The organism is Bradyrhizobium sp. LA6.1, from assembly GCF_040547805.1.
GTDB lineage: Bacteria > Pseudomonadota > Alphaproteobacteria > Rhizobiales > Xanthobacteraceae > Bradyrhizobium > Bradyrhizobium barranii.
In genome coordinates this window covers 191486-213069 of the sequence record NZ_JBEPQK010000001.1, presented here as the reverse complement: position 1 = coordinate 213069, position 21584 = coordinate 191486, and the positions used below count along the sequence as shown (strand labels likewise).

General features: G+C 63.8%; 17 protein-coding genes and 1 pseudogene. 5 read left to right on the top strand and 13 right to left on the bottom strand.

Annotated elements, in window-relative coordinates; genetic code table 11:
• Window positions 1-27: 27 nt before the first annotated feature.
• Window positions 28-726 (top strand): helix-turn-helix domain-containing protein, encoded by a 699-nt coding sequence (locus ABIB99_RS00985; protein WP_354174421.1) that lies wholly within the window; start codon window positions 28-30, stop codon window positions 724-726.
• 42 nt (window positions 727-768) lie between these two features.
• On the opposite strand, the gene ABIB99_RS00980 is transcribed toward ABIB99_RS00985, so the two are convergent.
• From ABIB99_RS00980 to ABIB99_RS00965, 4 genes are read right to left on the bottom strand one after another with little or no spacing between them, the layout of a single operon-like run.
• Window positions 769-2082, bottom strand: a complete 1314-nt coding sequence (locus tag ABIB99_RS00980; protein ID WP_354174419.1) for an MFS transporter — start codon at window positions 2080-2082, stop codon at window positions 769-771.
• Window positions 2083-2105: 23 nt separating this feature from the next.
• Window positions 2106-2639: a PRC-barrel domain-containing protein gene (locus ABIB99_RS00975; RefSeq protein ID WP_208085439.1), complete on the bottom strand. Its 534-nt coding sequence runs from the start codon at window positions 2637-2639 to the stop codon at window positions 2106-2108.
• Window positions 2640-2661: 22 nt separating this feature from the next.
• Window positions 2662-4866 (bottom strand): amylo-alpha-1,6-glucosidase, encoded by a 2205-nt coding sequence (locus tag ABIB99_RS00970; RefSeq protein ID WP_063986577.1) that lies wholly within the window; start codon window positions 4864-4866, stop codon window positions 2662-2664.
• A gap of 59 nt (window positions 4867-4925) precedes the next feature.
• Window positions 4926-6689: an ABC transporter ATP-binding protein gene (locus ABIB99_RS00965; RefSeq protein WP_028150105.1), complete on the bottom strand. Its 1764-nt coding sequence runs from the start codon at window positions 6687-6689 to the stop codon at window positions 4926-4928.
• A gap of 272 nt (window positions 6690-6961) precedes the next feature.
• On the opposite strand from ABIB99_RS00965, the gene ABIB99_RS00960 reads away from it, so the two are divergent.
• Window positions 6962-8032, top strand: coding sequence for a glycosyltransferase family 4 protein (locus ABIB99_RS00960; protein ID WP_063984831.1), 1071 nt, complete (start codon window positions 6962-6964; stop codon window positions 8030-8032).
• A 177-nt stretch (window positions 8033-8209) separates the two neighbouring features.
• On the opposite strand, the gene ABIB99_RS00955 is transcribed toward ABIB99_RS00960, so the two are convergent.
• The 6 genes and pseudogenes from ABIB99_RS00955 to ABIB99_RS00930 form a co-directional block, all read right to left on the bottom strand.
• On the bottom strand, window positions 8210-10132 hold the full coding sequence (locus ABIB99_RS00955; protein ID WP_354174415.1) for an alkyl/aryl-sulfatase: 1923 nt from the start codon (window positions 10130-10132) through the stop codon (window positions 8210-8212).
• Window positions 10133-10385: 253 nt separating this feature from the next.
• A complete protein-coding gene (locus ABIB99_RS00950; RefSeq protein WP_354174413.1) occupies window positions 10386-11543 on the bottom strand; it encodes a diguanylate cyclase domain-containing protein in 1158 nt (385 codons plus the stop codon).
• A gap of 121 nt (window positions 11544-11664) precedes the next feature.
• The gene (locus tag ABIB99_RS00945; RefSeq protein WP_063986578.1) at window positions 11665-12948 is read right to left on the bottom strand and encodes a TRAP transporter large permease; all 1284 of its coding nucleotides are present in this window, start codon (window positions 12946-12948) and stop codon (window positions 11665-11667) included.
• Window positions 12949-13185: 237 nt separating this feature from the next.
• Window positions 13186-13533 (bottom strand): annotated as a pseudogene (locus tag ABIB99_RS00940) (TRAP transporter small permease); the annotation flags it as partial.
• Window positions 13534-13793: 260 nt separating this feature from the next.
• Complete coding sequence (locus ABIB99_RS00935; protein WP_354174411.1) at window positions 13794-14795, bottom strand: DctP family TRAP transporter solute-binding subunit; 1002 nt, start codon at window positions 14793-14795, stop codon at window positions 13794-13796.
• 212 nt (window positions 14796-15007) lie between these two features.
• Window positions 15008-15778, bottom strand: coding sequence for a methyltransferase domain-containing protein (locus tag ABIB99_RS00930; RefSeq protein WP_354174409.1), 771 nt, complete (start codon window positions 15776-15778; stop codon window positions 15008-15010).
• Window positions 15779-15923: 145 nt separating this feature from the next.
• Here ABIB99_RS00930 and ABIB99_RS00925 point away from each other — a divergent pair, with 145 nt between their 5' ends.
• The gene (locus ABIB99_RS00925; protein WP_247309079.1) at window positions 15924-16667 is read left to right on the top strand and encodes an SDR family NAD(P)-dependent oxidoreductase; all 744 of its coding nucleotides are present in this window, start codon (window positions 15924-15926) and stop codon (window positions 16665-16667) included.
• A 97-nt stretch (window positions 16668-16764) separates the two neighbouring features.
• Window positions 16765-17148, top strand: a complete 384-nt coding sequence (locus ABIB99_RS00920) for a YidH family protein (protein WP_028150113.1) — start codon at window positions 16765-16767, stop codon at window positions 17146-17148.
• On the opposite strand, the gene ABIB99_RS00915 is transcribed toward ABIB99_RS00920, so the two are convergent.
• The 3 genes from ABIB99_RS00915 to ABIB99_RS00905 form a co-directional block, all read right to left on the bottom strand.
• A complete protein-coding gene (locus ABIB99_RS00915; protein WP_354174407.1) occupies window positions 17117-17491 on the bottom strand; it encodes a hypothetical protein in 375 nt (124 codons plus the stop codon). The two genes, ABIB99_RS00920 and ABIB99_RS00915, sit on opposite strands and share 32 nt — an antisense overlap.
• Before the next feature lie 60 nt (window positions 17492-17551).
• Window positions 17552-19456 carry an AMP-binding protein gene (locus ABIB99_RS00910; protein WP_354174405.1) on the bottom strand — a complete coding sequence of 635 codons (1905 nt, stop codon included), beginning with the start codon at window positions 19454-19456 and terminating at the stop codon, window positions 17552-17554.
• 339 nt (window positions 19457-19795) lie between these two features.
• On the bottom strand, window positions 19796-20149 hold the full coding sequence (locus tag ABIB99_RS00905) for a UBP-type zinc finger domain-containing protein (protein ID WP_166350696.1): 354 nt from the start codon (window positions 20147-20149) through the stop codon (window positions 19796-19798).
• 322 nt (window positions 20150-20471) lie between these two features.
• Here ABIB99_RS00905 and ABIB99_RS00900 point away from each other — a divergent pair, with 322 nt between their 5' ends.
• Window positions 20472-21566, top strand: coding sequence for an amidohydrolase family protein (locus ABIB99_RS00900; RefSeq protein ID WP_354174402.1), 1095 nt, complete (start codon window positions 20472-20474; stop codon window positions 21564-21566).
• Window positions 21567-21584 lie beyond the last annotated feature (18 nt).

The window sequence follows — 21584 nt, the reverse complement described above, 5'->3', positions numbered from 1 at the left end:
AGCGTCATCACAACGGAGATGGCGCAGATGCTGACCGAGACGCTCAAGACCCAGGCGATCAACACCCAAGTTCGTGCCAAGATTGCCCCTGCCCATCCCGTCTCCGACCAGTTCGGCGCGATCGCCGGCCATGTCGGCCTCGTCGCCACCGAGTTCTCCTACCGCAAGGACGAGGAGATCTACGGCGAGGACGAGCCGGCCGAGTATGTCTACCAGGTCATCACCGGCGCGGTGCGCAGCTACAAGCTGCTCTCCGACGGCCGCCGCCAGATCGGCTCCTTCCATCTTCCCGGTGACGTGTTCGGCCTTGAATCCGGTCCCAGCCACCGCCTCGCCGCTGAAGCCATCATCGACACGACCGTGCGCCTGGTGAAGCGCGCGAGCCTGGAGAAGGCCGCCGGCACCGACGTGCAGGTCGCCCGCAAGCTCTGGGCCATGACCGCCGGCGAACTACGTCACGCCGAGGACCACATGCTGCTGCTCGGACGCAAGACCGCGATGGAGCGCGTTGCAACCTTCCTGCTCGAGATGGACCGCCGCCTCGCGGTAGCCGGCATGATGGCACTGCCGATGTGCCGTCGCGACATCGGCGACTATCTCGGCCTCACGCTGGAGACCGTGTCGCGCGCGCTGTCGCAGCTTCACGCCCAGGGCATTTTGGGATTTTCCGGCGCCCGCCAGATCGTGCTGCGCAACCGTCAGCGCCTGCACAATCTCGACGCCTGATTTCTGTCTTCTTCCCCACCCGCTTTGGCCGGCTGAATTCGTTCAGCCGGCCATTTTTTTCGGCGCGATCATGCCGGTGCGCCGGGTTTCCGGCATCACAAAGAGGATCAGCAAAAGCCCGGTCGCGGCGACGCCGGACAGCCCGATGAAGGCGGTGGCATTGCCGAACTTGTCGCTGACATAGCCGCCAAGCGCCGTACTCAAGGACGCCCCGATGCCGGTCGCGGTCCCGACAATGCCTTGCGCCAGATTGAAATGGCCGCTGCCGAAGGCGACGTCGGCCACGATCAGCGGGATCATCACCGCAAACACCGCCGCCGTGATGCCGTCGAACACCTGCACCGCGACCAGCAGATAGGGATCGCGCACGGTCGCAAACAGAAGGCCCCGGATCGTCAGCGCGCCGAATCCGATCAGCAGCAGCGGCCGCCGGCCCCAGAGCTGCGCCTTGCGTCCGACCGTCGGCGACAGCAGCGCCACGATCGCCTGCGGCACGACGATGCAGAAGGCGACGAGCACCGTTGCCCACTGGCTCGACCGCGCCGTTACCGCGCTCGCCATCAGCGGCATCATCGCGGCGTTCGCCAATTGCAGCAGCAGCACGCTCAGCGCGAAGACGATGAGCGGGCGTTGCCGGATCAGGTGCCAGAGATTGGTGTCGCCTGGAACCGGCGCCTCGCGCGGCATCTCGCCGTGACAGCGCGCGATGTCCACTTCCTCCTCGCGGATGCGCGACAGCGCGATCAGGGTCGGAATCGCGAGCAGGAAGGTGACCAGGAACACCGAGCGGCTCGACAGGAGATAGCCGGCCGTGCCCATCACGGCGGCGGCGACGCCGTTGCCGAGGGACGCAAAGCGCGCATTGCGGCCGAGCCGCTCGCCGATCGCAAGCGGACCGACCAGGCCGAGGCTGATCGCCGCGATCGCCGGCCCCAGCACGCAGCTCGCCGCCGCATGCAGCGTGGCCGCAGCAACCACCACGGGGAAGATCGGCATCGCCGCATAGGCGAGCGCGCAGAAGCCGATGGTCGCTATCGCAAGCGCTGCGACCAGCCGCTCGGACTTCGCGGCATCGATGATCGCGCCACCGGGCATCTGCCCGATCAGCGCGACGATGCCACCGATCGACAGCACGAGGCCGATCTCGACCTGAGTCCATTTCTGCGTCGTGAGGTAGACCGCGATGAAGGGACCGAACCCGGTCTGAACGTCGGCGAGGAAGAAGATGAACCAGTCGAGGCCGCGCAGGCTCTGGCGCGACGGCGCCGGAAGGCCCGCAGGCGGCGGCGCGGCAACCTTGTACCGTTCAACGCGGCTATCGCGATCTGCGTGGTTCCGCTTCCTCGACAACAGCACCGGCGGCCATCCCTCCCCGCGCCTCACTGAATCGCTTGCAGCGGCTGCAGGCTGCCGGACGCGCCGAGCACCACCATCGGCGTGTCTTCCTTGTATTCCGGCGCGGCTGCGACCTGCGCCTTGGTCAATTCCAGCGTGATGCTGTCCTTCTTGTTGGCAATCTTGCCGAACCGCATCGCGTTCCAGTCCACCACGATCTTGCGGCTGCCGACGCCGAGGAAACCACCGAAATCAATCACGGCGGCGCGCACACGGCCGGCGCGGTCGACGATGATGTCGACAATGCGGCCCATGTCCTCGTCGGCGGCGCTGCGCACGTCACGGCCGAGCACGCCATGGGCGTCGCTCGCACCGATGATGGTCACGGACGGCGGCGGCGCGGCGTCCTTCGGCGTGACCGGCACGGTGGAGGTCGGCGGCTGCACCGCGGCCGGCGCGTTCGCTTCGCTGGGGGGCGTCGTTGGGCCCGCGGGCGGTTCCTCCGCGGCACGCGATGCGGCGACCGTCAATCCCGCGACGATCGCTGCGCTCAGAACCAACCATCCGGCGGTACGCATAAAACCCTCCTCGCAGGCGCCGCTAGCGTGCCAGCACGATCGAGACCTGGATCTGGCCGCGCGTGCGCAAGACCTCCAGCGCGACGTCGTCGCCGTGACGACTGACGCGCAGATCCACGCTGGAATTGCCCAATCGCAGATCGCGCAGGATCACCTCGTTCAGGAACGCCGGCAGATGCGGATTGCGCAGGCGAATCTCGCCGCGCGCGACGTCGAACTCGATGCCGAGCGCTGCCTCCAGCAGCGTGAATGGCGTCGCGCTGGCCCAGGCCTGCGGCGCGCAGGCGACCGGATAGAGCGTCGGGCCGCGCCGCTTCTCGCGCCGGAAGCCGCAGAACAATTCGGGCAGCCGCCGCAGGTCCATGTATGTCGCCGCGTCGAACAAGCCCTTGAAGACATGCGCCACCGAATGCTTGAGGCCGTAGCGCGCGAGCCCGAGCGCGATCAGCGCATTGTCGTGCGGCCAGATCGAGCCGTCATGATAGGACATCGGATTGTAGCGCACCTCGCCTTGCGCGACCGTGCGGATGCCCCAGCCCGAGAAGAAGTGCGGCGCCATCAGATCGGCGGCGACGAGACGTGCGCGGTCCTCGCGGATCATGCCGCTGAACAGCACCTGCCCGGCGTTGGATGTCCGCACCTTGCAGGGCCGCTTCTTGCCGTCGAGCGCGAGCGCATAGGTACCGAGCTCCTCGCACCAGAATGCCTTCTCGAACCGCTCGGCCAGCGCCTTGGCCTCGGTCTCGAGCTTTTTGGCGAGGTCCGGCTTGCCGAGCCGCAACGCGCAACGTGCGGCGAGCTGCTTGGCGGCAAAGACGTAACCCTGCACCTCGGCAAGGGCGAGATTGCCTTCCGCAAGCTGGCCATCGGCATGGAAGATCGCGTCATACGAGTCCTTCCAGCCCTGGTTGGCGAGGCCCTTTTCGGTGGCGCGCTGGTATTCGACGAAGCCGTCCCTGTCGGGGTCGCCCGGGCCGTCGATCCAGGCCAGCCCCGCCTCGATCGCCGGCCACAGCTCGGTCAGGGTCTTTTCGTCGCCGGTGCGCTCGAAATAGCTTCCGGCGAGCAGCACGAACAAGGCGGTCGAATCCACGCTGCCGTAATATTGCGCGAACGGCACCTCGCGGAGCGCAGCCATCTCGCCGCCACGCATCTCGTGCAGGATTTTTCCGGGCGCCGCATCGTTCAGCGGATCGACCGTCTCTGCCTGAAAATGCGCGAGCCGCCGCAGCACGCCCTTCGCGACCCGCGGATCGATCCACAGCATCTGGAGCGCGGTGATCAGGCCGTCGCGGCCGAACGTCGTCGAGTACCAGGGAATGCCGGCATAGGGATAACGCCCCTGCGGCGTCTCCGTCATGAGCATGTTGAGGTCGGCCATGGCCTGGCACAGCACCTCGTTGAAGATGTTGTTCGACGTCTCGATGCTGGCCATGCCCTTCGTTGACTGGCGCATCTCGCGGCGATGGGCGAGCAGGCCCCTGAAGAAGCGCGCGGGCTTCTCCGCGATCGGCCGGTTGCAGGACACCGCCACGAAAAGGGATTTCGACTGGTGCGGGTCCAGGTCGAGCTGCCAGGTCGCGGCATTCACCGACAGCCGCGTCGGACGCGGGTCGAAATGCAGGCCGGTGGTACGCACGGCATCGTCAAGCCCGCGATAGTGGAACAGCACGTCGGTCGGCCCGAGCAACTTGCTGGTGCCGGTCCCGCGGTGCGGGCGCCGCTCGCCGCGCACCTCGAACAGATCGGCAAAGTCGCTGTCGAACAGCAGCGTCAGCTCCGGGCTGGCGCGACGGTCGCCATGGTTCTGCACGCCGATGCGCTGATAGGCCGTGCCGCGCCACAGGAAGATCGTGCGCACGATGTGCAGCAGGTCCTTCTGCAGCACGATGCGGCCCTGGCGATAGATATCGGGATTGGTGAGATCGACGGTCAGGGCCGAATTGTCATCGCGAAGATTCGAGCCGAGCAGCAGCGGCTGGAGATCGTCGAGCACGAGCTCCAGCCGCGCCAGATAGCGCGTGTCGCAGTTGAACAGGCCGTCCGGCCCGCCCGCGGAGGCGCCGATGTCACCATGGCTGTCCAGCACGATGAAGGTGTCGTCGTGCTTGAGCGACCGACGGGGCCGCGCGGCGGGCCCCGTCATCGGAATGTAGAACGCCTGCTCCGCGACGGCCTCCTCCGTCTGCGTTACCGAGATGATCTGGGTTACGGCTTCGGCTGCCATGAGCTGCTCCCCTGCGGCCAGTTTTTCGAACGCGACCAACGCAAACGCAACTGTTGGACTTACGCGGCGAACTTCGCCAGCCGGCTCATCTCCTGCGTCACCAGCTCACGGTAGGGGCCGTGGCCCTGCATCAGGCGGTCGGGCGCGCCGTCCTCGATGATCTTGCCATTCTTCAGCACCAGGACGCGATCGAAATTGCGCAGCGTCGCCAGCCGGTGCGCGATCGCGATCACGGTACGGCCGCGCATCAGGCGCGACAGCGCCTCGCGGATCGCCTCCTCGGATTCGCTGTCGAGCGCGGCGGTCGCTTCGTCCAGCAGCAGGATCGGCGCGTCCTTCAGGAAGGCACGCGCGATCGCGATGCGCTGGCGCTGGCCGCCGGACATCTTGACACCGCGGTCGCCGACCATGGTGTCGAGACCTTCCGGCAGGCTGTCGATGAAATCGCAGCGCGCCGCGATCGCCGCGCGCAGCACCTCGTCGTCGGTCGCGTTCGGACGGCCGTAGCGGATGTTCTCGCGGATGGAGCGGTGGAACAGCGAGATATCCTGCGGCACGACCGAGATGGCCTCACGCAGGCTCAGCTGGGTCACCTTGGAAATATCCTGGCCATCGACGGTCACGCTGCCTTCATCGACATCGTAGAACCGCTGCAGCAACGTGAACAGGGTCGATTTCCCTCCGCCCGACTGGCCGACCAGGCCGACGCGCTGGCCGGGCTGAAGCCGCAGGCTGAACCGTTCAAAGATTTTTTCGCCGCCGGGATAGCCGAAGGTGACGTTGTTGTACGCGATCGCGGCGCCGCTCTTCATCAGCGGCTCGGCCTCGGGATGATCGCGCAATTCATGCGGCACGAGCAAGGTCGCGATCGCCTCGGTCAGGCGCGCGACGTGCTGGGTGACATCGACCAGCGCCACCGCGAGGTCGCGCGTCGCGTTGAGAATGGAGAGGCCGAGCGTACAGACCAGCACGACATCGCCGGTGGTCGCCTCGCCCTGCTGCCAGAGCGTGATCGCCCAGGCCATCAGCGCAACCGTCAGGACGACCGTCACGCCGGCATGCGTGAGCCGCAGCTTTTCCAGATAACGCAGGCTACGGCCGCGCGCGGTCAGTTCCCGGTTCACCGTCGCGTCGAACCGCTCGTGCTCATGGCCGATGCCGCAGAAGGCGCGGACCAGCGGCATGTTGCTGATGACGTCGATCATCTCGCCGTCGACGACGGCGGCCTTGTCGGCAAAGTCGTCATGCAACGGCTTGCCGGCTGCGGCCAAATGGAACATCGCTATCACCATACCGCCCGCGACCACGATCAGGCCGAGTGCCATATAGGGACTGACGGTTCCAATCAGCCCGATGGCCGCAATTGTGGCGATGCACGGCGGCAACACATTCCAGACGAACATGTTCTCGACCGTGAACACCGCGTTTGAGGTCGCGGTGATACGGCTCGTCAGCATGCCCGGCATGCGATCCGAGAAATAGCTCGGCGCGTGTCCGGTTAGATGACGAAATATGTCACGGCGTAAATCGCCCGTGACACGAACGAAGGTGAAGCTCGCGGTCCAGCTCGCGATCCGCCACAGGAAATTATCGGCAGCGATCAGCGACATGAGTAAAATGAATGCCAGCCATACGCTGCCACCGTGCGAAGTTCCCGCGGACAGGCTGTCGACCAGGGATTTGACGCCGTATTGCGTGCCCACGGAACAGGCAACGGCTGCAACGACAGCGGTCAGGATCACGAGATGCGATGCCGGCCGTCGTCGCAGATAGCGCAAGACAAAGGCAAATGGCCTGCGCGCGTAACCAGAAAGATGATCCATGTGACTGCGACCCCGTCGTATTGATTTCGATTTTTCTATTAGCCGATTGAACATCGACCGCTTCGCCTCGGTTCCCGGGCCGGGCCATCACGACATGCGGATGCGGACGATGTGAGAAGAGGAGATGGCAGCATCGCGGCCGACTGAAGTGTGTCGAAGAAGTAACGTTCGTTGAAGGAACTTCGCAATTGCGAGAACGTTCCCTCGTCTGGCATGCCGGTGCCGAGACACGGCGGGGGTTTTACTTCCATGATCACAGAGGAGATGGCGAGATGCGCATCGCGCAGGTAGCTCCGTTGACTGAGGCTGTTCCACCCAAGCTGTATGGCGGCACCGAGCGGGTGGTGCACTGGTTGACGGAGGAGTTGGTTGCCCTTGGACACGATGTCACGCTGTTCGCCAGCGGTGACTCGCAGACGTCGGCGAAGCTGGACGCACTTTGGCCGCGGGCGCTTCGCCTCGACGGTTCCGTGCGTGATCCCAACGCGCTGCATATGGTGCTCCTGGAGCGCGTGCGGCAGAAATGTGACGACGAGGAGTTCGACTTCCTCCACTTCCATCTCGACTACTACCCATGGTCCCTGTTCCACCGGCAGCCGACCCCGTTCGTGACCACGCTGCACGGCCGGCTCGACCTGCCGGAGCATCAGCCCGTGTTCAACACCTTCTCGAAAATGCCTGTCATCTCGATCTCGAACGCGCAGCGCAGGCCGGTGCCGCAGGCGAACTGGGTGACGACGATCCAACACGGCCTGCCGGAGACCTTGCTGACGCCGAAGCCGGCGAAGCAGGAATATCTCGCCGTGCTCGGCCGCATCGCGCCAGAGAAGGGCGTTGACCGCGCCATCAAGATCGCGATGCATTGCGGCATCCCGCTGAAGATCGCGGCCAAGGTCGATCGCGCCGACCAGGACTATTACGACGAACTGATCAAGCCGATGATCCAGAACAATCCGCTGGTCGACTTCATCGGCGAGATCGGTGACCACGAGAAATCCGACTTCCTGAGCGGCGCGCTCGGCCTCCTGCTGCCGATCGACTGGCCGGAGCCGTTCGGTCTCGTGATGATCGAAGCGATGGCTTGCGGCACGCCGGTCGTCGCCTTCAACCGCGGCTCGGTGCCCGAGATCATCGATGAGGGCCTCACCGGCTTCGTGGTCGAGGACATCATCAGCGCCGCCGGCGTCGTCAAGCGCCTGCCGCAACTCGATCGCGCGGCCATCCGCAAGCAGTTCGAGAAGCGCTTTACGGCGCGGCGGATGGCGCTGGATTATCTCGCGGCCTATCGCAGCCTGACGGAAGCGCAGGCGCCGCGGATCAAGCTGGTGAGCAGCGCGGAGTAAGGGCCGCTTTCACCTCACGACACACTGTCATGCCCCGGCTTGACCGGGGCATCCAGTACTCCGCGGCTTCTCGGCTCAAGCACTGCGGTCTCTGGAATACTGGATCGCCCGGTCAAGCCGGGCGATGACAGCGAGAGTGCGGAGGGCGATGCCAGCAAGAACGAGGCGAGCGGTGCCCTAACTCACCACCGCCCGCTTCGGCTCGACGATCTCGAACATGCGCGGGAATTCGTCCATCAGGCCCATCAGCTCGGCAAGCCGTATCGGGTTGCCCGCGAGCTTGATCTTGCCGGCGGCGACCGCTTCCGGAAAGCTCGTCAGTTTCGCGATGACCTCATCGAGCGTTGCGCGCGCGAGCGTGAAACTGGCGTCCGCGCCTTCCGCCTGCACGCCCTCCGTATAAGTCAGCGCGCAATTCTCCAGGTTGAGCACGAAGATCTCGCCGGTATCGGAAAAGCTCCAGTTCAGCACGATGTGCTTGCCCTCGGCCTTGGGGCCGTTGAGCCGAATGCCGAGCACGTCCCAGAGCTGCTCGGTGCGTAGCGCCGCCAGCGTCTCGCGCGGCATCGGCGGACGCGGCGGGGTCTTCGGCATGCCCTGACGCAGCTCCTGCGCGCCGAACAGATAGGCGTTGCGCCAGGTCGAGCTCTCGGCGGCATAACCGAGCTGCTCGAGCGTATCCGCGAGCAACGCACGCGCCGCTTCATTCTCCGGCTCCGCGAAGACGACATGGCCGAGCGCCTGCGCGACAAAGCGAAACTCGCCTTTGTCGAAGTCCTTGCGCGCGCGCGCGAGGATGGCCTCGGCGCCGCCCATGTACTCGACATACTTCTTGCCGGATTCCACCGGCGGCAGCGGATCGAGATTGACCGGGTTGGCATCGTACCAGCCGAGATACTTCTGGTAGATCGCCTTCACGTTATGCCGGATATGGCCGTAATAACCGCGGCCGTGCCAGGCGCCCTCCAGGCTCTTCGGCAACTGGATCGTCTCGGCGATCTCGGCTGCGGTGAGGCCGTGGTTCATCAGGCGGATGGTCTGGTCATGCGCGAACTTGTAGAGATCGCGCTGCTGCCGGATCATCGTTCCGATCCGCTCGCGGCCCCACACCGGCCAGTGATGCTGTCCGCACATCGCCTCTGCCTTGCCGTCCCAGAGCCGCAAGGCCTCGTTGAGATACTTCGACCAGGCCAGCGCATCGCGCACATCGGCGCCGCGGAACGGCAGCAGATTGTGGAAATTGTGCGTGCAGTTCTCGGCGAGGTTCAGCAGCTTGTAGCGCGGGATGAAGAAGTGCATCTCCGCCGGCGCTTCGCTGTTCGGCGCCATCTGGAATTCGAATTCGACGCCGTCGATCACCCGCCTGTCGCCGGTTGCCATGATCAGGTCTGTCGGACGCAGCAGTGCCACGGCGCCCGCCGCCATCGACTTGCCGAGCCCGTTGTCGACCTGCCCCCGCACGCCTTTGGCGAGGAACGGCCCGAACTGGTATTGTGCCCGCCGCAGCATCGCCGGCCCCGCGATGATGTTCTCGGAGACGGCATGCTCCATGAACAGGTTCGGCGCGATGATCGGCACGGCGCCGGTTGCCAGCGCGTCCTCCTCCAGCACGCCGCGCGCGCCACCCCAATGGTCGGTATGGGTGTGGGTGAAAATGACGGCGGCCACCGGCTTCTGGCCACGATGCCTGTAATAGAGATCGAGCGCGGCACGTGCGCCCTCGATCGACGTCAGCGTGTCCACCACGATGACACCGCTGTCGCCCTCGATCAGCGTCATGTTGGCGATGTCGAGCCCGCGCACCTGGTAGACCCCGGGCACCACCTCGAACAGGCCGTGATGCATGTTGAGCCGCGCCTGTCGCCACAAGCTCGGATTGACGGTCGGCGGCGCCGTCTCGCTGGAGAGGAAGCCATAGGGCTTCAGGCTCCACACCGTCCGCCCCTGCGGGTTGGCGATCTCCGCATTTTCGATCGTACCAAGGAAGCCACGCGCGGCGTCGTCGAAATCCCGCGTGTCGGAAAACGGCAGCGCATTCAGCATCGTTGCTTGCTGCGCGATGACGGAGGGTGTTGCGTCCTTCGGCTCGTTGCTGGTCATTCTTGTTTCCTCCCGGCCTGTGCGAGCATCTAACCGCATCTCGCGGGTGATTGCTATCGGAGGAGACTGCCGAAATCGAGCGAGATGCCTCTTCCCTTCTCCCCTTGTGGGAGAAGGTGGCGCGAAGCGCCGGATGAGGGGTATATCTCCGCCCGCAAGACTGTTTGTGCGGAGAGAAACCCCTCACCCGCCTCGCCGCTGCGCGGCGAGCCACCCTCTCCCACAAGGGTAGAGGGTGCACCGTTCGCGTGGCTTACGCAGCGAGCTCTTCCGCCAAGATCTGGCCCGATGCGCTCGCATCCGCCATCCGCAAATCCCGCGCCAGCACATAACCGCCGCGTTCCTGCTTGGCCCGATAGAGCGCCTTGTCGGAGCGCGACAGCAGCGCTTCCGCGGTGCGCCCGTCGTCCGGCGCGACGGCGACGCCGACGCTGACGCCGAGCTCGATCATTTGTCCGTCGATATCATAGGGCGCGCTGATCGACTGCACGATGCGCTGCGCCATCGCTTCCGCATCAGCCGCCGCACGCTGCACCAGGACGAACTCGTCGCCGCCCATCCGGACCACGAGGTCATCCTGCGCGGCGAGCGCCTTGAGCCGCCCGGCGACCTGCTTCAGCAGTGCGTCACCGACGGGATGGCCGAACCGGTCGTTCGCCTCCTTGAAGCGGTCGAGGTCGAGCGTATGAACGGCAATCATCCCGGCCGCCAGCATCTGCGGCAGGTCCGTGGCCAGCACCGAACGATTGGACACGCCGGTCATCGGGTCCAGGCGCGACAGCTGCTCGAACTGCCGCTTGAGCGTGATCTGGTTGATCGAGGCGTTGAAGCTCAGCCGCACCATCTCGAAGCTCGCGACCACATACATCAGGATGAGGAGCCCGAGCCCGACGTGACGCAGATCAGGTTGCATGAAGGTCACGATCGCGGCAGGCGCGGCGATCGCGACGAGATCGAGCAGCGCCGCGACGGGACGCAGCGCCAGCCGCGCCACCACGCCGGCGCCAAAGCCGAAGCCAATGCCGATCGCCATCACGGAACAGAGCGCGTCACCCAGCACGATGCTGCGCGCGGCAAACACGCCAAGCACCAGGGCAGTGACGACGGTGCCTGCAACATAGCGCCGCTCCCAGAGCACGGCTTCGGCTCGACCGAGCTGCGGCGGATACCCGAGGCGGCGACGGAAGGCGAAGATTTCGAACAGGCGGACAATGGCCACCACGACACCGGCGACCGACAGGCCGGCCGTCACCGTGTCGCCGGTCTCGTAGGTCGTAATCGCACCGACCATCGCCTGGCAGGCGGCCGCGAGAACGGTGGGCATCGTCGTGCCGTGAAGACCCGTGATGACTTCCATATAGACGGGGTCGGAAATCGACGCCCGTCCGGATTCCATTCTGTTGAAGAACATGCCAGCCCCATCCGCTGGCATGCTTCTACCGCAGACCCGTAAAAATGGGTTCCCAGCACAGCGATGGCATTTGAGCGCGCGTGTTTACCGCGCGTTAGCCATGTCCCGCCCGCCCGCGGCGCTAATGCATCCCCAGCACCCGCGGCAGCCACAGCGTCAAATCGGGCCAATACGTCACGATGACGAGGAAGCCGAGCATGGTGATGAGCCACGGCAACACGGCGACCGCGAGCTCGGTTATTCGCATGCGCGCTATCATCGAGGCGACATAGAGATTTAACCCGACAGGCGGATGGCAGAGGCCGACCTCCATGTTGACGTCCATCACGATGCCGAAATGCACGAGGTCGATGCCGAGCTTCTTGGCCGCCGGCGCCAGGATCGGCGCCATGATCAGGATGATCGAGTTCGGCTCCATGAAATTGCCGGCGAGCAGCAGGAGGATGTTGACGACCAGCAGGAAGCCGACCCAGCCGAGGTTCTGCGCCGCGATCCAGTCGGCCAAGGTCGCCGGCAGGTTCTCGTTGGAGAGCACGAAGGAGAACAGCACCGCGTTGGTGACGATGTAGAGCAGCATCGCGCTGGTGTTGGCGGCGCGCAGCAGCACCCGCGGCACGTCCACGATCTTGATCGCCTTGTAGACAAACACCGCGATGATAAAGGAGTAGACCGCAGCCATCGCGGCCGCCTCGGTGGCGGTGAACAGGCCGCTGTAGATGCCGCCGATGATGATGACGACCAGCATCAATCCCCAGATGCTCTCGCGGAAGGTGCGGACGGTCTCGCCCCAGCTCGCCTTCGGCAGGCGTGGATAGTCGCGCTTGCGTGCGAGCCACCAGGTGACGATGCAGAGCATCGTCGTCAGCATGATGCCCGGCAGCAGGCCCGCGACGAACAGCGCGCCGATCGAGGTATTGGTGGAGACCGCATAGACGATCTTCGGTATCGACGGCAGCATCAGGATGCCGAGCGAGCCGGCAACGGTGATGATGCCGGCGCCGAAATGCATGGGATAGCCGTGGCGGACCATCTCCGGCAGCACGATCGCGCCGATCGCGGCAACGGTCGCGACGCTCGAGCCGCAGACCAGCGCGAACATCGCGCAGGCGACGATGCCGGCAAGGCCGAGACCGCCGTGCCAGTGGCCGATCAGCGAGGTCGCGAAATTGATCATGCGGCGCGCGACGCCGCCATGGGTGAGGAAATTGCCGGCGAGGATGAAGAACGGGATCGCCATGATCTCGAACCCCTCGATGCCGGTGAAGAGCTTCATCGAGACCGCTTCGATCGGCACCGTGGTCAGCGTGAACAGGAACGTCATCACGGTGAGGCCAAGCGCGATCGAGACCGGGATGCCGGTCAGCATCAGCGCGATCAGCAGCGCGAACACGGTCGCGGCACGCATCCAGTGCGGCAGCACCACCACGCCAAACTTCTCGGCGAGACACATCGCGAAGATCAGGATCGGCGCCATGATCAGGATGACGCCGAGCGGCGACACTTTTCGCGCGGCGGCCCTGGTCGCCGCGCCGGCGGGCTGCGGATGCAGCGCCGGCGAGACGTCGGCCTCCACGCCCTCGACATGGCTCTCGTCGTGATGCGGCAGATGGCCGGTCCAGTAGTAGGACCACGAGACCTGGAGGAAGCGGAAGCACATCAGGCCCGAGCCGAGCGGGATCGCCAGATAGACGAACCACATCGGCGCTTCCAGGTCATTGGACTGCTGGCCGGTCTTGAACATCTCGGCGACGAAGGAGGCGCCGAAGGCCGCGATCATGCCCGTGAACAGCGCGCCGCACAGCAGCGAGAACAGGATCACGTGCTTGCGCGAATGTTCGGGCAGGCGGTTGACGAGCAGGTCGACGCCGACATGGATGCCGGTGCGCACGCCATAGGCCGCGCCGAACTTCGCCATCCAGATGAACATGTAGATGCAGAGTTCCTGCGCCCAAGACAGGTCGAGCTCGGACAGGAAGGTGAACACCGCCATCGACAGCGTCGCGAGCCAGTTCATCCCGTGCGCAGCCGCCCATCTGGAGAGGACGATCGATTCGCCTGCGCCGTAACGGTGCACCACGGCGATGAAGATCAACCCGGTTGCAGCCGCGATGAGCGTCGCGATCAGCCATTCTTCGAGATGGTTGAGCGCCTGATTGAGCACGCGAAGCAAATCAAAGTCCCCCTATCGATGCGAAACGGCCGGAAGTGCGCACACTCCCGACCGTTCGTATTGTCCTTGCGGAAAACGCGTCAGTTCATCTTGACGTCGAGTTCCTTGGCGACGAGATCGAGCACCTCCTGCCCGACCCGACCCTTTGCCCATGTATAAGTCGGCCGCATCGATTCCTGCCACGCCTTGCGGTCGGCGTCAGTCAGATAATGCAGCTTGGTCTTGCCCGCCTTCTTGATCTCGGCCAGCGCGTCCTCGTTCTCCTGGTGCGCGATCTGGTTGGTGTACTCGGTTGCATCCACCATCGCCTTCTCGAGCTGGGTGCGGATGTCGGGCGGCAGGCCGGACCAGAATTTCGAGTTGACGATGACCGCATATTGCAGATGCGCGTGATAGGACACTGTGATGTCCTTCTGCACCTCGTAGAACTTCTGGGTCAGGTAGTTCGACGCGGTGTTCTCGCAGCCGTCGACCACGCCGGTTTGCAGCGCCTGGTAGACTTCGGAGAACGCCATGATCTGCGGGATCGAGCCCATCAGGCGGAAATACTGGTCCGCGATCTTCGATCCGGAGATGCGGAATTTCAGGCCCTTGAAATCCTCAGGCTTCATCAACGCGCGATTCGACGACACCATGTGGAAGCCGTTGTCCCAATACGCGAGCCCGGTGATGCCCTTGGCCTCGAGCTTCTGGAACAGCCACTTGCCGATCGTGCCCTTCATCGCGTTGGAATAGGTCTCGTCGTCCTTGAACAGCCAGGGCAGGTCGAGCGCCTCGAATTCCTTGATGCCGAGCGGCGCGAATTTCGCGGTCGAGGGTGCCAGCATCTGCACCGAACCGAGCTGGAGCGCCTCGATCTCCTCCTTGTCCTTGTAGAGCGAGGAGTTCGGATAGACTTCGATCTTGACCTTGCCGTCGGTGTACTTCTCGGCGAGTTCCTTGAACTTCAGCGCGCCCTTGCCCTTCGGGGTGTCGTTGGCGACCACGTGGCTGAACTTGATGACAACAGGGCTCTGGGCCTGTGCCACCGCTGGGGCCACGAGAATAGCTGCGGCGGCGACCGCAAGAAGCAGCTTGCGCATGAAGTAACCTCCCAACAACCTCTAAAACCGGGTTCTTTTTGTTTTGCAGCCCGGTTTGCAGCCCAGTAGTGGCAGCAATCCACCACCCGAACAACTAGACCTAAGCCCAATTTGCCACAGGCAAGCTAGCTTGACGGCTGTTGTCCGCGCAACCCGGGACCCGCTCCCAGTCCCGGGTTGCGAACGGTTTATGTCGCATTGCGGCAGTGCGATCAGTCCTTGCGCTGGGCGACCATGAACAGACGCCGGAACGGAAACAGCGTCTGCCCCGCTGCATTCTTCGGATAGGCCTTCGCCACCCGCTCGCCATAGGCGGCCTCGAACGCTGCCTTCTCATCGCCCTGCAGGATGTCGAGATAGCGCGTCAGCCAGGTCCCCTTGGTCCATTCCTTCACGGGATTGTCGCCTTCGAGCACCTGCAGATATTCGGTCTCCCAGATGTCAACGTTCTGGGAAAGCGGCGCGAGCAAATCATGATAGAAGGCCGGCCCTTCGACCGGCGGCGGGGTGACGAGATGCTCGACCTTTGACCGCCACGGACCGTTCAGCGCCGTCTCGCCGATCAGCACATGCGATGGCGCGAGGAAGTTGCGCGGCATCTGCACCGCAAGCATGCCGCCGGGCGTCACCTTCGCCATGACTGACGGAAACAGTGCCGCATGATCGGGCAGCCAGTGCAGTGCGGCATTGGAATAGATCAAATCGTATTGCCTGGCGGGGCGCCAATGGCCGAGGTCCTCGTGCGACCATTCCACATCCGGCGCCGCCTTGCGGCCGGCGGCCACCATCTCGGCCGAGCCCTCGACACCGGTCACGGTCGCGTTCGGCCAGCGTTCCTTGATCAGTTTTGTCACGTTGCCGGCCCCTGCCCCGAGATCGGCGATCGCGCGCGGGGCGAAATCCGGAATCCGCATCAACAGGTCGACGGCGGGCCGAAGCCGATGGCCGGAGAATTTCAGGTATTGCTGCGGATCCCAGACCATTGCTCAACGCCTTTTCTTTTTCGTGTTTCCTTCGTCGAGGCTCTTGGTTACCACTGCTCGTCCCGCTCAGGCAATTCGCGAAGCCGGCGGGACGGGCAGGAAACGAACGACAAGAAGCAAAAAACAAACAAGAGAGCGTGTGACCATGGACCTCGGGCTCAAATCGAAAACCGCAGTCGTGACAGGGGCGAGCATCGGCATCGGCCGCGCCATCGCCAAGGGCCTGGCTGCCGAAGGCGTCCGCGTCGTCGGCGTGGCGCGGCGCACTGATCTGCTTGCCGAGCTGGTGAAGGAAGTTGGCTCCGGCCTGATCACGCCGTTCGAGCAGGACGTGATGGCCAAGGACGCCGCGGAGAACATCGCGGCCTTTGCGCTCAAAGAGCTCGGCCATGTCGACATTCTCATCAACAATGCCGGCGGCAGCCGCCCGCTGCCGGTCGATGCGCCCGACAGCAAATGGGACGAGGCGATCGCGCTGAATTTCACCAGCTATCGCCGCATCGCGCATGCGCTGCTGCCGCAGATGATCGAACGCAAATGGGGCCGCATCGTCAACATCACCGGCAAGTCCGAGCCGGAGGGACTCAACGCTGCCTTCGCCGCAAAGGCCGCCGTGCACGCCTGGGCCAAGGGCCTGTCACGCGAGATCGGCGAGCACGGCATCACCATCAACTGCATCCCGCCCGGCCGCATCATGAGCGAGCAGATCCGCCGCAACTACCCGCCGGATTATCGCGAGCGCTTTGCCGAGGAAGAGATCCCGGTCGGGTATTGGGGCGAGCCGGAGGACCTCGCGGCGCTCGCGGTGTTTCTGGCCTCACCGGTGGCAAGGTACATCACGGGCACGGTGATCCCGGTGGATGGAGGGTTGCGGAGGTATCAGTTCTGAGGGATTGCCCTGGCTTCGCATACAGTGCGCCCCGCCGCTCCGCTCCTGCGGGAATAGCGCGCAACGAACCCCATCGACAGCAACCAGAGAGGTCTTGATGATTGAGAGATACTCAGACCACGCGGCAAACGAGCGGACTTTTCTCGCCTGGGTCAGGACGGGCATCGCAATCATCGCGTTTGGCTTTGTCGTCGAGAAATTCAACCTCTTCGTCCGAACTATCGCTGAAGCCAACAGGACGGAGATCGGGTCCCGACTGCAATTCGATCGCTTCACGGGAGCGTTCAGTCACTATGACGGCCTCGCGCTGATCGCGATCGGGATCGCAATCATCGTGATTTCGCTCTTTCGCTTCATCAGGACTGGCCGAATGATTGACGATGCACAATCTCATTCCGCCGGCGGCATCAAGACAGAACTGGTGCTCGCCGTTGTGCTGGGCCTGATCGTTACAGCGATGACCGTCTATTTTGCGCTCTGACTTTGGACCTAGCGGTGGCGCCGGCTTCCATCGACAACGTCTGGAGATCGCTTTGCATCACCATACGGGTCTGGGCTTCGAGAGCGCCGAACGGCTCGTCCATCAGGATCACATCGGGGCCGACCTCGGTGTTGACTGACGTGATGTTGCGGCCGCGATGATGGACCGCATGTCTATACATATTCCAAGCCGCCGAAATGAGCAAGCCGAGGCCAATGGTGAGAATTTGGGCTTCGCGGGTTGAATGAAAGGCAGGGCCGGCTGCGGCATCGCCGCGGCGGCGCGTTGGGGTTGCGGCGTTCGCCGCACACTCGTCCACATCTACTGGCGTCGCCGCCGTCAATGACGCAGAGGCGGTCCCTTTAAGAAACACGCCCGGAAGGTCGGCGGCCGGGCTCTCTGATCATGCATCAGTCGACGTGACTGCATTTCCTGCCGTCGACAACGCGCGTGGATGAGAGGCAAGCCGGATGATGTGCGGCGAGGCTGCTCCGCTATAGAGACTGTCGAAAATGGCGGAACGGTTCTTCAGGACCCCGCGCTGATTGATGTAGCCCTTGTCCGTTGTCTCGCCTGCCGCGAGCGACAGCGGCTGGATCTGGATGGCAACGGCCGATATCCGCGCGTTGGTCGCTGCCGCCAGGTTATGCTCGGTCAAGACCCGATGGACGTATGCGCGAACGCCGGAATCCAATGAAAGGGTGTCACCGGAATCCGCGCCTGCTGCGCCGTTAGCATGTCGCCTCGCACGGTCCGGATTGAGCCATACCAGCGCGACGAGAGAATCGCGGCCCTCGCCTCCGATGACCAGATCCTGCAGCACGCCGCCCATCCGGTTCAGGATGGCGGCACGCAGCTCGCCGACCAGCACCCACGTGCCTGTCATCATTTTGAAATTCTCCGAGAGACGCCCGGAAAACCTCAGGCCGCGGCAGAGATCCGCGGGATCGATGAACGAGACCGCGTCGCCTACTCGATAGAAGCCCTCTTCGTCGAATGCTGCCGCGGACAATTCGGATAATCCGAGATAACCGGGCATGACGTTCGGGCCACGGACCCGCGCCTCGTAACCGTCCATCGCCGGAACCAGCTTGAGTTCGATGCCGGGTGCCGGCAAGCCGATCTCTCCCGGCGCTTCGCACGGTCGATAAGACACGCAGATGGTCGGCCCGGCTTCCGTGGCACCGTATCCGGCCAAAATTGGAACTCGCTCGCCGCGGACTTCGATTGCATATTCCTGAAGCGTTGCCATTACGGACGCCGGGATCGCCGCGCCCCCGAAAATCATTCTGTCGATGCGATGGAAGAACTTCCGCCTCAGGTCTGGATCCTCGCCGAGCGCGGCGCATAACAAAGCGTAACCGGTTGGGACATTGAATGAGGCCGTCGGAGAAACGTCGTGCAGATTGGCGATTGTTCGATGAAACGCTTCGGGCGTCGGTCGGCCATCGTCGAGATAGAGAGAGCCGCCGTTCTTCAGAATCCCATTCAGTATGACGTTGCAGCCCATGGTATGATGCCAGGGCAGCCATTCGATCTGAACCAGGGGCTGCGAGACCGGCGTGACCTGAGCGGCCATCTGCAGCACGCTCGACATCATGCGATGGGTATTGATCACTCCCTTGGGAGAGCCGGTCGATCCCGACGTGAACAGGATTCTGCCGACGGTCTCCGGTCCGAGTGCTGCGAACGCCGCCTCAAACGCGTGACCCGGTGTCGCGGCGGATAGCTCCGACAGCGGCGTGGTATCCGCCGCCTCTTCCGCCGTTATCCATTCGGCCTGCGCAAAGCCGGGGATGGCACGGGCTTGCACGAAGGGATCCGCCTTCTGGGCAAACACAAACTTCGGCGTGAGGACCTTCGCGATGTCTTCGATGCGGCTGAGGCCACCTGGCAGAAGACTGTAGCTTGGCGAGATCGGCGCAACCTGCAGACCGATCGACATCGCGGCGAACTGGATCACCGCATTCTCGATCGAATTGCCGGACAGGATGGCCAGCGTATCGCCCGCTGCGCCACCCCGATCAATCAGCGCCTGCCCGACCGAGCGCACTCGAGACCAGAATTCGCCATAGCTGATCGACTGCCATGCATTGTCGCGGGTTCGTTGCGCGAGAAAGACGCGGTCCGGCGTTTCCTGAGCCCAGTGGGGAAGGTATGCGCAAATCGTCCCGCTCACTCCAGCGAGCACAATCCGCGATCGCAATATCAGGGTGCCGTCATCCCTTCTCGTGACCTCGATGTCGGTCGGTGGTGAAGGCATAGAACAATATGGCGTGGAAGCAGGATGGTCGAGAGCAGGCTGCACAGGCGTTCTCCTTTTGATATCCGCGAAGGCCCGGCTGAGGCGACGGCGATCGACGCAAACGATCTGTAGTCCTCACGCGCAATGAGGCTCCTGCAGAACGTCGGGAGGGCAATATCTCGATGCTACGTTGCGTGAGAATTTCATCTTCGCGAGGATCGCGTTGCATTTGCAATGTCGCTGATCCGGCGCCACGGACACCAGTGAGGGTTCCAATGGGGGATTCACGGGTGTCGAGAGTTCGCGCAAGACGTCCGCCCGTGAGTTCACGCGCGATGCCCGGAAGCAACCCCGCTGCTAAACGCGCTCGTCGGCTATGGACCAGTTGCCAGAGGCTGCGACCTATTCATGCAGCAGCGATTGCCAGTCCGGAGGCACCGCGCCGTCCGGCCCGGGCACCGGCTGGTCCAACGGATGCGCGTGCGGGCCTTGCAGCTTCGGGCCCGCGAAGGGCTGTCCCGTGCGATAGTCGTAAAACCACCGTTCGCCCGGCTCGAAGCTCGTGATGATCGGGTGACCCGTCGCCGCGTTATGCTTCGTTGCATGCTGATTGGGTGACGTATCACAGCAGCCGATGTGACCGCATTCGACACATCTGCGAAGATGAAACCACCATCCGCCAGCAGCCGAGCATTCCACGCAACCCGTTCCGCTTGGCTTGGCCGCGAGGTTGATGCCATCCCTGTCAGACTTCATCGATCCACTCACTGAAAGTGATTGCGGTCATCGCAAATCTTCGCCGCCATCGCATTTTGCCAGTGTTTCGCCCGACGGGTCAACCTCGCGACATCAGGGAGCATCTCGCGGGAGAATTGGAGAGGCGTTCACACAAAGTTGCGGCGGCGATGCACAGGCGTGACGCGAGGCATCGTTCGGCGACGAAAAATCGGCGTATTCCAATCCCCAACAATCATTGCCCCGCTGCGGCCGCACCACAGACAGCGGAGGGACGAAACGTTCTGCCGATAGAAGCACCACAGGCCTTGGCTTTGCCAGTTCGTCACGGGAGACGTGCAACATGAACAAATGGGATCAAAAATCTCGAGGGCATCACGCCTGCCCCACCTGCTACGGCCCGTCCTCGTCGCGGCGCGGCTTTCTCGCTGGCGTCGGTGCGCTTGGCCTTGCCTCGGCCATCCCCGCCGTTGCGGTCCACGGACAGACCAAGCCCGTGCTGATCGATACCCATCTTCATTTCTATCCGCCTGAGTATCAAAAGCTTTGGCTTGGCTACGAAGACGCACGCAAGCAGCCGCACTTTCCCGGCCAGGTGGCCTGGACCCGCGAGAAGCTCGTCGAGGACATGGACCGCAATGGCATCCGCACAGGCATCCTGTCGGTCGCCTCCACGCCTGGCGTGTGGTTCGACCTTGGGCCGGCGGAAGCCGGCCGGCTCGCGCGCACCTGCAACGAGTACGCGGCGGACATGATGCGCGACCATCCGGGCCGTTTCGGCCTGTTCGCGACCTTGTCGATGCAGGACGTCGATGCCACGCTCAGGGAGATCGAATATGCGTTCGACACGCTCAAGGCGGACGGGATCGGGCTGCAAAGCAGCTACGGCGACAAATGGCTCGGCAATGCCGCCTACAGGCCGGTGTTCGAGGAGCTGAACCGTCGCAAGGCGGTCGTTTATGTGCATCCGCTGGTCGCGAGTTGCTGTAGCGCGCTCAGCGTCGGAACGTTTCCAGCCGTGATCGAAGTCCCGCACGACACCACACGCACCGTGACCAGCCTTCTGCTCAGCGGCGCATTCGCCCGCCACCGCGACATCAAATGGCTGTTCTCGCACGCCGGCGGCACGATACCGATGATGGCCGGGCGGATCAATTCGTTCTATGAGGCGCGGCCCGACCTGAAGGAGTTTGCGCCGGAAGGAATCGAAGGCGAGCTACGCCGGCTTCACTACGACACCGCGAATGCGACATTCGCGCCGTCCATGGCCGCGCTGCTCAAGCTCGTACCCGCCTCCCAGATCACCTATGGCAGCGACTATCCGTATTTCGGCCTTGGCCAGTTCGCGCAGTTGCAGAAGCTTGGCCTCTCGACAGACGATCTCGATGCGATCGGCCATCAGAACGCGGCACGTCTCGTTCCCCGGCTGCAGGGTTAGAGGATCATCCCGAAAAAC